This is a genomic window from Nocardiopsis mangrovi (genome assembly GCF_042653925.1).
Classification (GTDB): Bacteria; Actinomycetota; Actinomycetes; order Streptosporangiales; family Streptosporangiaceae; genus Nocardiopsis_B; species Nocardiopsis_B mangrovi.
The window spans coordinates 24,366-38,301 of the sequence record NZ_JBHSFQ010000030.1 but is presented as its reverse complement, the minus strand read 5'-3'; the positions used below and the strand labels follow the sequence as shown (position 1 = coordinate 38,301).

General features: G+C 73.8%; 14 protein-coding genes. 11 read left to right on the top strand and 3 right to left on the bottom strand.

Going from position 1 to position 13,936, the window contains the following annotated elements; translation table 11 throughout:
- Window positions 1-71 precede the first annotated feature (71 nt).
- From ACFO4E_RS23965 to paaK, 5 genes are all read left to right on the top strand, one after another.
- On the top strand, window positions 72-1,418 hold the full coding sequence (locus ACFO4E_RS23965) for a TRAP transporter large permease subunit (RefSeq protein ID WP_378578491.1): 1,347 nt from the start codon (window positions 72-74) through the stop codon (window positions 1,416-1,418).
- A 28-nt stretch (window positions 1,419-1,446) separates the two neighbouring features.
- Entirely contained in the window at window positions 1,447-1,731 is a 285-nt protein-coding gene (locus ACFO4E_RS23960) for a hypothetical protein (protein ID WP_378578489.1), read from the top strand.
- A 100-nt stretch (window positions 1,732-1,831) separates the two neighbouring features.
- Window positions 1,832-2,590, top strand: coding sequence for an IclR family transcriptional regulator (locus ACFO4E_RS23955; protein WP_378578488.1), 759 nt, complete (start codon window positions 1,832-1,834; stop codon window positions 2,588-2,590).
- Between the two features lie 44 nt (window positions 2,591-2,634).
- Window positions 2,635-3,246: an RraA family protein gene (locus tag ACFO4E_RS23950; RefSeq protein ID WP_378578486.1), complete on the top strand. Its 612-nt coding sequence runs from the start codon at window positions 2,635-2,637 to the stop codon at window positions 3,244-3,246.
- A 92-nt stretch (window positions 3,247-3,338) separates the two neighbouring features.
- On the top strand, window positions 3,339-4,685 hold the full coding sequence (gene paaK, locus ACFO4E_RS23945; RefSeq protein ID WP_378578485.1) for a phenylacetate--CoA ligase PaaK: 1,347 nt from the start codon (window positions 3,339-3,341) through the stop codon (window positions 4,683-4,685).
- Window positions 4,686-4,889: 204 nt separating this feature from the next.
- Here paaK and paaZ read toward each other — a convergent pair whose 3' ends face one another.
- Complete coding sequence (gene paaZ / locus ACFO4E_RS23940) at window positions 4,890-6,926, bottom strand: phenylacetic acid degradation bifunctional protein PaaZ (RefSeq protein ID WP_378578483.1); 2,037 nt, start codon at window positions 6,924-6,926, stop codon at window positions 4,890-4,892.
- A gap of 110 nt (window positions 6,927-7,036) precedes the next feature.
- Here paaZ and paaA point away from each other — a divergent pair, with 110 nt between their 5' ends.
- The 5 genes from paaA to paaE are packed head-to-tail and all read left to right on the top strand — an operon-like array spanning window position 7,037 to window position 10,855.
- Window positions 7,037-7,999, top strand: a complete 963-nt coding sequence (gene paaA / locus ACFO4E_RS23935; RefSeq protein WP_378578482.1) for a 1,2-phenylacetyl-CoA epoxidase subunit PaaA — start codon at window positions 7,037-7,039, stop codon at window positions 7,997-7,999.
- The gene (paaB, locus tag ACFO4E_RS23930) at window positions 7,996-8,298 is read left to right on the top strand and encodes a 1,2-phenylacetyl-CoA epoxidase subunit PaaB (RefSeq protein WP_378578480.1); all 303 of its coding nucleotides are present in this window, start codon (window positions 7,996-7,998) and stop codon (window positions 8,296-8,298) included. The genes paaA and paaB overlap by 4 nt, the downstream gene beginning before the upstream one ends.
- 8 nt (window positions 8,299-8,306) lie before the next feature.
- The gene (gene paaC, locus ACFO4E_RS23925; RefSeq protein ID WP_378578479.1) at window positions 8,307-9,230 is read left to right on the top strand and encodes a 1,2-phenylacetyl-CoA epoxidase subunit PaaC; all 924 of its coding nucleotides are present in this window, start codon (window positions 8,307-8,309) and stop codon (window positions 9,228-9,230) included.
- A 5-nt stretch (window positions 9,231-9,235) separates the two neighbouring features.
- Window positions 9,236-9,760 carry a 1,2-phenylacetyl-CoA epoxidase subunit PaaD gene (gene paaD / locus ACFO4E_RS23920; protein WP_378578478.1) on the top strand — a complete coding sequence of 175 codons (525 nt, stop codon included), beginning with the start codon at window positions 9,236-9,238 and terminating at the stop codon, window positions 9,758-9,760.
- A 6-nt stretch (window positions 9,761-9,766) separates the two neighbouring features.
- Entirely contained in the window at window positions 9,767-10,855 is a 1,089-nt protein-coding gene (gene paaE / locus ACFO4E_RS23915; protein WP_378578476.1) for a 1,2-phenylacetyl-CoA epoxidase subunit PaaE, read from the top strand.
- Window positions 10,856-10,872: 17 nt separating this feature from the next.
- Here the strand turns inward: paaE and ACFO4E_RS23910 are convergent, their stop codons facing one another.
- Window positions 10,873-11,499 carry a TetR/AcrR family transcriptional regulator gene (locus ACFO4E_RS23910; protein WP_378578475.1) on the bottom strand — a complete coding sequence of 209 codons (627 nt, stop codon included), beginning with the start codon at window positions 11,497-11,499 and terminating at the stop codon, window positions 10,873-10,875.
- Window positions 11,500-11,603: 104 nt separating this feature from the next.
- Between ACFO4E_RS23910 and ACFO4E_RS23905 the strand changes: the two genes are divergently transcribed.
- Window positions 11,604-12,743: a M20/M25/M40 family metallo-hydrolase gene (locus ACFO4E_RS23905; protein ID WP_378578473.1), complete on the top strand. Its 1,140-nt coding sequence runs from the start codon at window positions 11,604-11,606 to the stop codon at window positions 12,741-12,743.
- On the opposite strand, the gene ACFO4E_RS23900 is transcribed toward ACFO4E_RS23905, so the two are convergent.
- A complete protein-coding gene (locus tag ACFO4E_RS23900) occupies window positions 12,683-13,828 on the bottom strand; it encodes a LacI family DNA-binding transcriptional regulator (RefSeq protein ID WP_378578472.1) in 1,146 nt (381 codons plus the stop codon). The two genes, ACFO4E_RS23905 and ACFO4E_RS23900, sit on opposite strands and share 61 nt — an antisense overlap.
- Window positions 13,829-13,936: the final 108 nt, after the last annotated feature.

Sequence of the window (13,936 nt, the reverse complement as noted above, 5' to 3'; positions counted from 1 at the left end):
TCCGGCCCTGCCCCGCCGATCCCCATTCACCCGTACGGCCACCCCCGGGTGGCGAGAGTAAGGAGGCGGTCATGGGAATCGCCGTGTGGGCGCTCATCGCCTACATCACCACCATCGTCATCTGGAACGCGGTGCTGAAACGCAGCATCGGCGAGGCGATGATCGTCGGCTTCGCCGTCGTCTGCGCGTTCGGCGGCACCCGGTTCCTGGACCTGGCCGCGGCCGGAGCGGCCGAGGCCGTGAGCCAGGACATCGTGTTCGCCGCGCTCTCCTTCACCTTCATCGGCTTCCTGCTGCAGCAGACCGGCCTGATCGACCGGCAGGTCGACATGCTCAACTCGCTCCTCGGCCGGGTGAAGGGCGGGGCCGGCTACGTCGCCACCGCCGGGTCCGCCCTGTTCGGCAGCGTCGCCCACTCCGGCTCCGCCAACGCCGCCACCATGGGGTCCGTCGTCATCCCCTGGATGAAGCGGTCCAACTGGGAGCCCCGGGTGGCGGCCACCGTCGTCGCGGGCAACGCCGGCAACGGCACCGTCATCCCGCCCAGCGCCTCCTTCTTCATCCTGGTCGGGTCGGCCTCGGTCGCCCCGTTCGTCGACGTCGACGAACTCCTGCTCGCGATGTTCGCCGCCGCGGCGTGGTGCGTGCTGTGGCGGATGGTCAACGTCTTCATCTTCGTGCGCCGGTACCGGATCGACCGGGTCGCCGCCGAGGACATCCGGCCCTTCGCCGCGACCTTCCGCAGCGGGTGGACCTCCCTGCTGGTGTTCCTCGGCATCGCCATCCCGGTGGCGCTCACCTTCGGCCCCGGCGGCGAAGCGCTCACCGGTGCGATGGGGGAGGCCGCGGTCGAGGCCGTCAGCATCCTCATCTGGATGCCGGTGCTGCTGGGCGCCTTCGCGCTCGCGCTGGGATGGCGAAGGCTGCCGCGCACCGCGGCCGGCTGGTCCCGGTTCATCGGCGACACCGCACCCCGCTACAAGGACGTCGGCGCCACCCTCGTCTTCGCGTTCGCCGGCGGCGGCGCGCTGACCGGACTCGGGCTCTCCGAACAGCTCACATCCTCGCTCAACGGGCTCGACGCCCCCGCGCCGGTCGCCGCGCTGATCGTCGGCGTCATCGTGATCGTGATCGCCGGCCCGCTCAGCTCCACGGCCACCATCGCCACGGTGGGCGGCGTGGCGTTCTCGGTCCTCGTGGCGGCCGGCGTGGATCCGATCCTCGCCGCCTGCGCGATCCTCGTGTTCGCCTCCACCGAGGGGGCGTCTCCGCCGGGAGCGTCGGCGATCTATATCGCGACCTCCATCGCCCAGGTCAACCCGGTCAAGACGTTCGTCCCCCTGATCTGGTTCTACGTGGTGCCCTTCCTGTTCATCGGGGCCGCCATCGCCCTCGGCCTGCTGCCCGTCCCGGCGTGAGCGCCGCCGACCACCTCAAGGAGTCACCGTGTCCGAAACCCCGAACACCGACGGCGCGGACGCCGCGCCCGCCTCTCCGCGCGCCCGAGTGGCCGCCGCCCTGGAGGCCCTCTTCAAGGTCCTGCTGCTCGCCATGTTCGCGCTGGGAACGGTCACCGTTCTCGTGCAGGCGGCGGGGCTGGTCGCCGTCTCACCGGCGGTGGTGACCGGCGTGTCCGCCGCGCTCGACCCCTACACGTTCGGGATCGCGGCCGCGCTCGGCGTCGTCACGCTGCTGCTCGCCTACGCCAAGGGGTGGTCATCGGCGGAGTGACGCCCGCGCCAGGGGGCCCGCGCCACCGAAGTCGCACGGTTCGCTCATTACTCTCATTGTCTGAGAAGACGTGCCGTCCGATGACAGTGAGAGAGCAACCATGTCGCCCGATCAGCCGGCCTCGACGATGCGGTCCCTGGAGCGCGCCTTCGACGTGCTCGACGTCCTGACCCGAGGCCCGGTGCCGATGCGGCTCTCGGAGATCGCCCGCCGCGCCGGCCTGCACATCGCAACCACCCAGCGCATCCTCACCGTATTGGAGGGGCGCGGCTACGCCGAGAAGTCCGAACTCGGCTACCGCGTGGGCCTGACCCCGCTGTTCCCCGCACACTCCTACCTCACCAACAACCCCCTCAGCGCGGCGGCGGCGACGGTCCTCCAGGAGCTGGCCACCGCCACCGGGCTGACCGCGTCGCTGTTCGTGCGCTCCGGCCGGGACCGCGTCGTCATCAGCCGCGTGCCGGGCGCCCGGGTCCTGCGCTACCAGCTGCCCATCGGCGAGCGCATGCCCCTGCACGCCGGGGCGGGCAAGGTGCTCGCCGCGGACATGGACCAGGCCGACCTCGACGACCTGCTCACGGCAACCGGCACCATCACCCGCGTCACCGGGGAGGTGATCACCCACGAGCGCCTGCACGAAGAACTCGCCCGGATCCGCCGGGACGGCTACTCGGTGTCGGTCAACGAACGCGCCATCGGCGTCACCTCCGTCGCCGCCCCGGTCAACGATGCGGCCGGGCGCGCGGTCGCCGCCGCCGCCGTCACCGGCCTCAGCGAAGAGGTCCCCGAAGAACGGTTCCACCCCCTCGTGGCGGAGGTGCAACGCGCCGCCGACGCCATCACCCGACGCCTCATCTGACCGCGCGGTCCGGGGCGTCCGCACCGAAACGGAGAACGACCGCGATGACCACCACCGACTCACCCGCCCTGGAACGCCTGTCGCGCCTGCCCGTCGCCAACATCGGCGACGCCATGGAACGGCTCAACGTCTGCCACTCCGCCGTGCGGTCCACCTGGGAGGGCGCCCGCCTGGCCGGTCCCGCCCTGACCGTTCTCACCCGCCCGGGTGACAACCTCTACGTCCACCGCGCCATCGAGGCCGTGCGGCCGGGGCAGGTCATCGTGGTCGCGGGCGGCGGCGACGAGACCCGCGCGCTGATCGGCGAGCTCATCGCCGGCCGCGCCAAGGCCGCCGGATGCGCGGGCTTCGTGCTCGACGGCGCGGTCCGCGACGTCGCCGTCATCCGCGCCCTCGGGATGCCGGTCTTCGCCCGCGCCGTGACACCGGCCGGCCCCTACAAGAACGGCCCCGGCGCCCTCGACGTCCCCGTGGCCATCGGCGGCGTGGTCGTCTCCCCGGGCGACTACGTCCTCGGCGACGACGACGGGGTCGCCGTGGTCACCCCGGCCACCGCCACCGACATCGCCGAGAAGGCCGAGGCCAAGAACGCCCAAGAGGACGCCGCCCGCGCCGCCATCGCCGAAGCCCTGGGGGAGCCCTTCCCCACGGGGTGACCCACGCGGCCGGCCGGCCCCGCCGATCCCCGGCCCGGCCGGCCGTTCCGGTTGCGCGGTTCGAGACCTGTTCCGGAGCCCGTCGATTTGGCATGGTGGAGGGACTGCTCCTCGTCCCCCCGGGAGGCGCTGTGCGTGGTGTGGGTTCGCGGCAGGATGGGCTTGATCCTGTCGAGGCCGCTTCCGTCGATGAGTTGCGCGCGCTCCAAGCGGAGCGGTTGCGGTGGTCGGTGCGGCATGCCCATGGCAATGTCGCGCACTACCGGTCCGTGTTCGACGCCGCCGGGGTGCGGCCCGAGGACGTCGTGGAGCTGTCGGACCTGGGCCGGCTGCCGTTCACCACAAAGGGCGACCTGCGGGCGAACCACCCCTTCGGGATGTTCGCCGTGCCCCGGGAACAGGTGGTGCGGGTGCACGCGTCTTCAGGGACCACGGGGACGCCCACGGTGGTCGGCTATACCCGCGGCGACCTGGAGACGTGGGGCGACGTGATGGCCCGGAGCATCCGCGCCGCAGGAGGGCGCGCCGGGGACACCGTGCACAACGCCTACGGCTACGGCCTGTTCACCGGCGGACTCGGCGCCCACTACGGGGCCGAGAGGCTGGGCTGCACCGTCGTGCCGGCCTCGGGCGGGATGTCGGAGCGGCAGGTGCGGCTGATCGACGACCTTCGGCCCGACGTCATCATGGCCACCCCCTCGTACATGCTCGCTCTGGTCGACGAGATGGAGCGGCAGGGCATCGACCCGCGGTCGACCTCGTTGCGCGCCGGGATCTTCGGCGCGGAGCCCTGGACCGAGGCGATGCGCGGGGAGATGGAGCGACGGCTCGACATGCACGCCGTCGACATCTACGGCCTCTCGGAGGTCATCGGCCCGGGCGTGGCGAGCGAGTGCGTGGAGACCAAGGACGGCCTGCACGTGTGGGAGGACCACTTCTACCCCGAGATCATCGACCCCCTCACCGGCGAGGTCCTGCCCGACGGCGAACACGGCGAGCTGGTGCTCACCTCGCTGACCAAGCAGGCGATGCCGGTGATCCGCTACCGGACCGGCGATCTGACCCGGCTGCTACCGGGCACCGCGCGCACCATGCGCCGCATCGAGCGGATCACCGGCCGCACCGACGACATGATCATCCTGCGCGGCGTGAACCTGTTCCCGACCCAGATCGAAGAGCTGATCCTGCGCATGCCGGACCTGTCGCCGCACTTCCAGTGCGTGCTCGCCCGTACCGGCAGCCTGGACTCGCTGACGGTCCGCGTCGAACGCCGCGCCGCGGTGACGGCGGAGGGCGCGGCGCAGGCGGGCACCCTGCTCAAACGCCGGGTGAAGGACGCGATCGGGGTGAGCGTCGGCGTCGACGTGGTCGCCCCCGGCGCCGTGGAGCGGTCCGCGGGAAAGATGCGCCGCATCGTGGACGACCGCCCCGGACGCTGATCTCGGTGGCCGTGGACGGTGTTTCCCGTCCAGGGGAGGGCGGACGGACGCGCGACGGCCGGAACCGGCCCGGGTCCGGCCCCCTCACGGCTGGGGCCCGGCCCCTTCACGGGCCGGGAACGGGCCGCCGGTCGGTCGGTCCGGTGCACGGCGGTTCCCGGCGGCGTGGCCCGCGGCGATCCTTGGCCGGCGTGGCCCGCCGGGTCAGTCTGAACGGGTCTTGGCGACGAGTGTGAGGACGTCGTAGGTGGCCACGGGTTCGCCCGCGCCGTTGGCGACCACGGCGTCCCAGCGGACCTCGCCGTAGTCGGCGCTGATGCGCGGGGTGATCTGCTTGACGGTGAGCGTGACGTCGATCGTGTCGCCCGCCTTGACCGGGGTCAGGAAGCGCAGGCCGTCGACCCCGAAGTTCGCCAGCACCGGGCCGGGGGCGGGGTCGACGAACAGCCCGGCGGCCAGGGACACCACCAGGTAGCCGTGCGCGACGATCCCGCCGAACAGCGGGTTGGCCGCCGCCGCAACGGGATCGGTGTGCGCGTAGAAGGTGTCGCCGGTGAACTCGGCGAAGTGCTCGATGTCGGCGAGCGTGACCTCGCGTGCCGCGGATCGGACGGTATCGCCGATCCGCAGCTCGGCGAGGCTCTTGCGGAACGGGTGCTCGTCGTCGGGCAGCCGGGCGGCGCCGGCGGTCCACCGCCCGGTGATGGCGGTGAGCAGGTCGGGCGAGGCCTGGATCGCCGTGCGCTGCATGTGGTGGAGGACGCCGCGGATGCCGCCGAGCTCCTCGCCGCCGCCGGCCCGGCCCGGCCCTCCGTGCACGAGGGTCGGCAGGGGCGAGCCGTGCCCGGTGGACTCCGGTGCGGCGTCGCGGTCCAGGACCAGGATGCGCCCGTGCCAGGGCGCGAGGCCGAGCACGACCGTGCGCGCGATGTCGGGGTCGCGGGTGACGACGGAGCCGGCCAGGCTGCCCTTGCCGCGGGCGGCGAGCGCGACGGCTTCATCCGCGGTCCGGTAGGTGAGCAGGGTGCTGACGGGGCCGAACGGTTCGACCTCGTGCGGCTCGGGCGCGTCGGAGCCGGCGCGCAGCAGGATCGGCGACATGAAGGCGCCCTTGGCGGAGTCGGCGTCGATCGCGTCGACGGAGTCGGGGTCGCCGAAGACGATCTCGGCCGAGGCGCGCAGCGCCCGCACGGCCGTGCGCACTTCGTCGCGCTGGCCCAGGCCCGCCAGCGCGCCCATGCGGACGTCGGGGTTGCGCGGGTCGCCGACGGTGACGGCGGCGAGCCGCGCCGCGATGGCCTCGGCGACCCGGTCGGCGATGCCCGCCGGGACGATCGTGCGGCGGATCGCGGTGCACTTCTGGCCGGCCTTGACGGTCATCTCCGTGACGACGCCCTTGACGAACAGGGCGAACTCGGGGTCGTCGGGGCCGACATCGGGTCCGAGGATGGAGCAGTTCAGGGAGTCGGCCTCGACCCCGAGGCGGACGCCGCGGTCGAGGACGGCGGGGTGCCGGCGCAGGGCGGAACCGGTGGCGGCCGAGCCGGTGAACGCCACCGAGTCCTGCGGGCCGAGGACGTCGAGCAGCCCCTGCGGACCGCCGGACAGCAGTTGCAGGGTGCCCTCGGGCAGGATGCCGGACGCGATGACGCGCCGGACGACGGCCTCGGCCAGGTAGGCGGACTGCCCGGCGGGCTTGACGATGGTCGGCAGCCCCGCGAGGAAGGCGGGGGCGAGCTTCTCGAGCATGCCCCACACGGGGAAGTTGAAGGCGTTGATCTGCACGGCGATGCCGGGGCGGGACGTGTGGACGTGCTGGCCGACGAAGACGCCGGTGCGGCCGAGCCGCTCCAGGCCGCCGTCGAGGACGACGGTGTCGTTGGGCAGCTCCCGGAGCCCCTTGCTCGCGTAGCTGAAGAGGGTGCCGAAGCCGCCGTCGATGTCGATCTGGGAGTCGCGGAGTGTCGCGCCGGTGCGCGCCGAGAGCGCGTACAGCTCGTCCTTGTCGGCCGAGAGGTGCTTGGCCAGCCGCTTGAGCAGGCTCGCCCGCTCGTGGAAGGTCAGCGCGCGCAGGGCGGGGCCGCCGACGTTGCGGGCGTGGGCGGCCATGGCGTCGAGGTCGAGGCCGGTCGAGGAGATCCGGGCGACTTCGTCGCCGGTGGCGGCGTCGAGCAGCGGCGCGCCGTCGTCGGCGGCACGGAACCACGACCCCGCGGCATAGCTCTCAAGCAGTGCGCTCATCGGCTGTGTTCCCCGTTCCCTTCATTGCGCGACCGGCTGACGCGTGCCAGACTATTACAGACCGTTCGGTCAGTAAATCGGTCGCGCAGGGCTTTCCGTGGGGAGGGGACATGGCGCAGCCACCCGAGGTGGCCGAGGATCCGCTGCTCACATCGTTCGAGGACACCATCCGCCGCAACGACCGCATCGAACCGCGCGACTGGATGCCCGACGCCTACCGCAGGACGCTGGTACGCCAGGTCGCCCAGCACGCCCACTCCGAGATCATCGGCATGCAGCCCGAGGGCCACTGGATCGGCCGCGCCCCGTCGCTGCGGCGCAAGGCCATCCTGCTGGCGAAGGTCCAGGACGAAGCCGGGCACGGGCTGTACCTGTACTCGGCGTGCGAGACGCTGGGGGTCGCCCGGGCCGACCTCATGCGCAAGCTGATCGACGGGCGGCAGAAGTACTCCTCGATCTTCAACTACCCCGCCCTGACCTACGCCGATGTCGGCACGATCGGCTGGCTGGTCGACGGCGCGGCCATCTGCAACCAGGTCCCGCTGTGCCGCACCTCCTACGGCCCCTACGGGCGGGCCATGATCCGCATCTGCAAGGAGGAGTCGTTCCACCAGCGCCAGGGCTACGAACTGCTCGCCACGATGATGCGCGGCACCGATGAGCAGCGCGCCATGGTGCAGGAGTCGGTCGACCGGTTCTGGTGGCCGTCGCTGATGATGTTCGGCCCGCCCGACGCGGAGTCCCCCAACACCGCGCAGTCCATGGCCTGGAACATCAAGCGCAACACCAACGACGACCTCCGGCAGCGCTTCGTCGACATGACGGTCCCGCAGGCCGAGGCGCTCGGCGTCACGCCGCCCGACCCCGATCTGCGCTGGAACGAGGAGCGCGGGTCCTACGACTTCGGCGAGCCCGACTGGGCGGAGTTCAAGGCGGTCCTGCGCGGCGACGGGCCGCGCAACGCGCAGCGCCTGGCACACCGCCGCCGCGCGTGGGAGGAGGGCGCGTGGGTGCGCGACGCCGCCATGGCGTTCGCCCGGCGCGGCCCGCGGCCCGAGGAGGACGGCCGATGAGCGCCGGCGGCGCGGTCGACGGCGAATGGCCGCTGTACGAGGTGTTCGTCCGCGGCAAGCGCGGCCTGAACCACGTGCACGTCGGCTCCCTGCACGCCGCCGACGACGAGATGGCGGTGCGCCGCGCGCGCGACGTCTACACCCGGCGCAACGAGGGCGTCAGCATCTGGGTGGTGCGCGCCGGCGACATCACGGCCTCCAGCCCGGACGAGAAGGACCCCCTGTTCGCACCCAGCGGCGACAAGGTCTACCGCCACCCCACGTTCTACGAGATCCCCGACGACGTCCCCCACATGTGAGGACCCCGATGGCTGAAGAAGCGGGCCGCGGCTCCGTCTACGACGGGCTGCTCGGCGGCGACCCGTCCCGGTGGGCCTTCGGCACCGACTTCGAGGACCCCCTCGCGGGTGTCGACACCACCGTCCCCGACGGCGTCGACCCGCGGCGGCTGGGGGCGTACTGCCTCATGCTGGGCGACGACGCGCTCGTGCTGTCCCAGCGCCTCGGGGAGTGGACGGGCAGCGCCCCCGACCTCGAAGACGACATCGCCCTGGCCAACATCGCCCTCGACCTGCTGGGCCAGGCGCGGCTGCTCTTGGCGCGTGCGGCCGCCGCCGACCCCTCGCTGGTCCCGGAACTGCCGGCGGGCTCGCCCGTCCCGCCCGAGGACGCCCTGGCGTTCTTCCGGGCCGAAGGGGAGTTCCGCAACGTGTGGCTGGCCGAGGCCGAGAACGGCGACTTCGGCGCCACCACCGCGCGGCTGCTGGTGTTCTCGGCCTGGCGGCTCGCGCTGTTCCAGCGGCTCCGCGACAGCCGCGACAGCGTGCTGTCGGCCGTCGCGGCCAAGGGCGTCAAGGAGCTCGCCTACCACCGCGACTACGCCGGCCGCTGGTTCGTGACCCTCGCCCGGGGCACCGGCGAGTCCCGCCGCCGGGTGGCAGCGGGCCTGGCCGGCGTGTGGCCCCTCCGCGGCGAGCTGTTCGCCGGCCACGCCGTGGAGCGCGCCGCCGCCGATTCCGGCGTCGGTGTCGATCCGGCGCACGTCGCGGCGGAGGTCGACACGGTACTCGACCAGGTCTTCGCGGCGAGCGGGGTGGGGCGCCCGCCCGCTGCCGCGCCCGCCGGCGCGGACGGCGCGCGCGGCCGCGACGGCGCGCACACCGCCGCGTTCGCCCCGATGCTGGCCGACATGCAGGGCGTGGCGCGGGCCCACCCCCTGGGGCGGTGGTGAGCGCCATGGCGGACGGTACCGCGACCCGCTCGGGCCTCCTGGACACCGCGCGCCGCGCCGCGGAATCGGTGGCCGACCCGGAGATGCCGATGCTGACACTGGCCGACCTGGGCGTGTTGCGCGGCGTCGACCTCGCCGGCGACGGCACGGTGACCGCCACCATCACGCCCACCTACTCCGGGTGCCCGGCCATGGCCGCCATGCGCGACGACCTCGTCGCCCGGCTGCGCGACCACGGGTTCCCCGCGGTCCGGGTGCGCGTCAGCCTCCACCCGGCCTGGTCGAGCGACTGGATCACGCCGCGCGGCCGGCGGGCGCTCGCCGAACACGGGCTCTCCGCCCCCGGCCCCGCACCGCACCGCGGCGGCCCCGTCCCGCTCACCCTGCTGCCCGTGCGGCGCGACCTCGCGTGCCCGCGGTGCGGTGCGCGCGACACCGAGCCGGTGTCGGAGTTCGGCCCCACCGCCTGCACGGCGCTCTACCGCTGCGCGTCCTGCCTCGAACCGTTCCAGCACGTCAAGGAGGTCTGACCGACCGTGCCCCCGACGACCTCCCCGCCGGCCCGCCGGACCCGTGCCGCGTTCCACACGCTCACCGTCGCGTCGGTGGACCGCCTGACCGACGACGCGGTGGCCGTCGGGTTCGACGTCCCCGCCGGGCTGCGCGACGCGTTCGCCTTCCGGGCCGGCCAGTCGCTCACGCTGCGCCGCGTCGTCGACGGGCGCGAGCACCGCCGTTCGTACTCCATCTGCGCCGCCGTCGGCGACCGGCCGCGCATCGGCGTCCGCGAGATCCCCGGCGGCCTCTTCTCCACGTGGCTCGCGCACGACGTGCGGCCGGGCGACCGGATCGACGTCGGGACCCCCACCGGCGCCATGTGCGCCGACCCCTCCGCCGGCGGGCGCCACCTGTGCGTCGCCGCCGGATCCGGTATCACGCCCCTGCTCTCCATCGCGTCGAGCGTCCTGGCGCACCCCGCGGCCCGCATGACGCTGCTCTACGGCAACCGCACGGCCGGGTCGGTGATGTTCGCCGAGGAGCTGGCCGACCTGAAGAACCGGTACGGGCCGCGGTTCGACCTCGTGCACGTGCTCTCGCGGGAGCCGCGCGACGTCGAGCTGTTCTCCGGGCGGCTCGACACCGGCCGGCTGCGCCGGCTGCTGACCGCGCTCGTGCCGCTGGGGTCGCTCGACCACGTCTGGCTGTGCGGCCCCTTCGGCATGATCACCGGTGCCCGCGAGGTCCTGGCGGAACTGGGCGTGGCGCCCGGCCGCGTCCACGCCGAGCTGTTCTTCGTCGACGAGCCGCCGCCGGAGCCGCACCGCGCCGACCCGGTCGCGGCCGGCGACACCAGCGACGTCACGATCGTCCTCGACGGCCGCACGACCACAGCGCCGCTGCCGCGGGGCCGCAGCATCCTCGACGGCGCGCAGGCCGTCCGCGGCGACCTGCCGTTCGCCTGCAAGGGCGGGGTGTGCGGCACCTGCCGGGCGCGGCTGGTCGCGGGCGAGGCCGGCATGCGGCGCAACTACGCGCTCGACGCGTCCGAACTCGCCCAGGGGTTCATCCTGACCTGCCAGGCGTCGGCCGCGAGCGACGCCGTCACCGTGGACTTCGACGCCTGACGCCTGACGTCCGGCGCCTACCTCGCCTCCGGCCGAGCCAGCCCTTCGAACGCCAGCGACGCGATGGCCGACGCCAGCACCGGCGCGTCGACGGGACCCCCGGGGCGGTACCACTCGGTCAGCGAGTTCACCATGCCGAACAGGAGCCGGCTGATGAGATCGGGGTCGATGTCGGCGCGCAGCGCGCCTTCGTCGACGGCCCCCTGGACCAGGCCCGCCAGTTTCTCGTCGATGGCGCGCCGGCGCTCCAGCGCCGCCAGCTCGACCTCGCTGTTGCCGCGTACCCGCAGCAGCAGCGTGACGGCCGGCAGGTGCGCCACCAGGATCTCGACCGACTGCCGGACGACCGTCTGGAGGCGGGTGTAGGCGCTCTCCCCGGCGGTGTCGGCGACCGCGGAGTCGACGGCCGCGCTCAAGCCGTCCAGGGCCTCGTCGAGCGCGGCGGCGAGCAGGTGCTCCTTGCCGGGCACGTGGTGGTAGATCGCCGACTTGCTCAGGCCGAGGTCCTTGGCGAGGTCGCCCATGCTCGTCCCGTCGTAGCCCTGGCGGTTGAACAGCTCGATCGCGCGCCGCAGGACGGTCGCCTGGTCGTAGCCGGGACGGCCGCGGCGGACCGCCGCCTCCCCGGTTCCCCCCTCCGCCATGCGTCCAGAATCTCACAGCGGCGGGGCACCCCGTGGTGCCGCCACTGGCGGCGTTCCTATGATGATCTTCCCCCGGCCCCGTCCCGGGGAGAGCGGAGGGTGACGTGGAGCACGAACGCGATGCCGTCGGCCTGGTGCGGGCGCTCATCGCCCTGGACACGGTCGCGGCCGGCGAGGGCGCGGCGGCGGCGCTGACCGCCGGCGTGCTGGAGGACGCAGGGCTGTCCACCCGCATGGTGGGCTGGGAACAGGGCCGCGAGCAGGTGGTCGCCGTCACTCCCGAGGAGGCCGGGGCGCCGCCGCTGACCTTCACCGGCCACCTCGACACCGTCCCGGCCGACGCCCGTGACTGGCACGGGGATCCGTGGCGTGCCGAGACCGACGGCGACCACCTGGTGGGCCGCGGGGCCAGCGACATGAAGTCGGGCGTCGCGGCGTTCCTGGTGGCGCTGCGCGCGCACCGCGCCCGGCCGCACCGATGCCGCGGTGTGCAGGTGGTGCTGACCGCGGGCGAGGAGACCGGGTGCGAGGGCGCCGCCCGCATCCCCGGCGGCCTGCTGCGCGGCGGCGGCTGGCTGGTGGTGGGCGAGCCCACCGCCAACCGCGTGGTCCGCGCGCACAAGGGCGCGCTGTGGCTGCGGCTGCGCACGCGCGGCGTCTCCGCGCACGGGTCGGCCCCCGATCTGGGCCGCAACGCGGTGGTCGCGCTGGCGCGGGCGGCCGTGGCGCTGCACGACGCGCCGGGCTGGCCGCACAGCGAGGGGTTCGGCGCGGTGACGGCCAACGTGGGGCGCATGAGCGGGGGGACCCAGCCCAACGTGGTCCCCGACGCCGCCGAACTGCTGCTGGACCTGCGCACGGTGCCGGGAGCGGGGCCCGCGGAGCTGCGGGGGCGGGTCCGCGAGATCGTCGGGCCCGAGGTGGAGGTCGCCGACCTGGTCGACCTCCCGCTGGTGAGCACGCCGCTCGACTCGCCCCTCGTCGGTGCCGCGCGCGCGGTGCTGCGCGCGGCCGGGCTCGACGACGAGCCGTCGCCGCCGGCGCGGTTCTTCACCGACGCCTCGGTCCTCGCACGGTCGCTGGGCGCCGCGGGCACGGTGGTGCTGGGGCCGGGCGAGCCCGCCCAGTGCCATGTGGTCGACGAGTGGTGCTCGCTCACCCGCCTGGAGCAGGCGGTCGACGTCTACGGCCGGCTGCTCGACTCCTGGTGCGCGCCCGCCTCGGACCTGCTCGACCTGGGCTGACCCGTGCGGATCCGCACCTCCGAGCCGGCCACGGGCGCCGCCGCCGCGCCGGGCGTACCGGCCGGGGCCGGGCCGGGCGGCGGCACGGGCGCGGTGCTCTCCCGCACGACCAGGGTCGGCGCGAGGGCGATGTGGGCGGCGGTCGCACCCGTGCCGGCGGCGGTGGCCAGCAGCCGGACCGCTTCGGCCGCGATGCGGTCGCGCGGCTGGCCGACGGTCGTCAGCCCCGGCTCGGAGAGCGCGGCGAAGTCGATGTCGTCATAGCCGGTGACCTGGACGTCGGCGGGCACGGCGACCCCGTGGTCGCGGCAGGCGCGCAGCACCCCGAGCGCGATGAGGTCGTCGGCGCACACGATCGCGTCGGGCAGGCCCGGACCCGCGAGCAGGTCGCCGGCGGCGCGCCGGCCCCACTCCACCGAGTAGTCGCCCAGCAGGATCCAGGCGTCGCGCGTGCGCATGCCCAGCCGCTCGGTCTGCCGGCGGAACCCGGCCAGGCGCAGCTCGGTCGAGGAGTTGGTCAGCGTCGAGCTGATGAACGCGGCCGAGCGCGCGCCCGCGGCGTGCAGGTGGTCCAGGACCAGCCGCATGGACACGCCGTCGTCGACGCCCACCCAGTCGGTGTTGGTCCCGGCGACGTGGCGGTCCAGTTGGACGAGGGGGATGGCCGCGGCCGCGGCCTCGACGGCGGGGGTGCTGCCGGTGCCGTGGCACGGGCTGATGATGATGCCGTCGACCTGGCGGGCGGCGAGGGAGCGCAGGTGCCCCGCCTCGACCGCGACGTCCTGCCGGGAATCGCAGAGGAAGAGCTGCTTGCCCTGGTCCTGGAGGGCGTGCTCCACGCTCTCGACCAGCGAGGTGAAGAACGGGTTGCGGATGCTGGGGACGACCATGCCGACGGTGTCGGTGCGGCTGCGCCGCAGCGCGCTGGCGATGGTGTTGCCCGCATAGCCGAGTTCCCCGGCCGCGGCGTCGACCCTGCGGCGGATCTCCGCTGAGACCGGGCGGTTGCCCGAAAGCGCCCGGGACACCGTGGCCGTTGAGACACCGGCTCGGGCCGCCACCTGGGCGATGGTTACGCGGTGCACGCGCGTGCCTTCCATGAGTGGGGGGAATTGCGGCTTAACTGCGGGTTTACAGCATAGGTATTGACCGGCGCCGGAACGCGGTCGTACATTCTCAGCACCTTCTTCGGC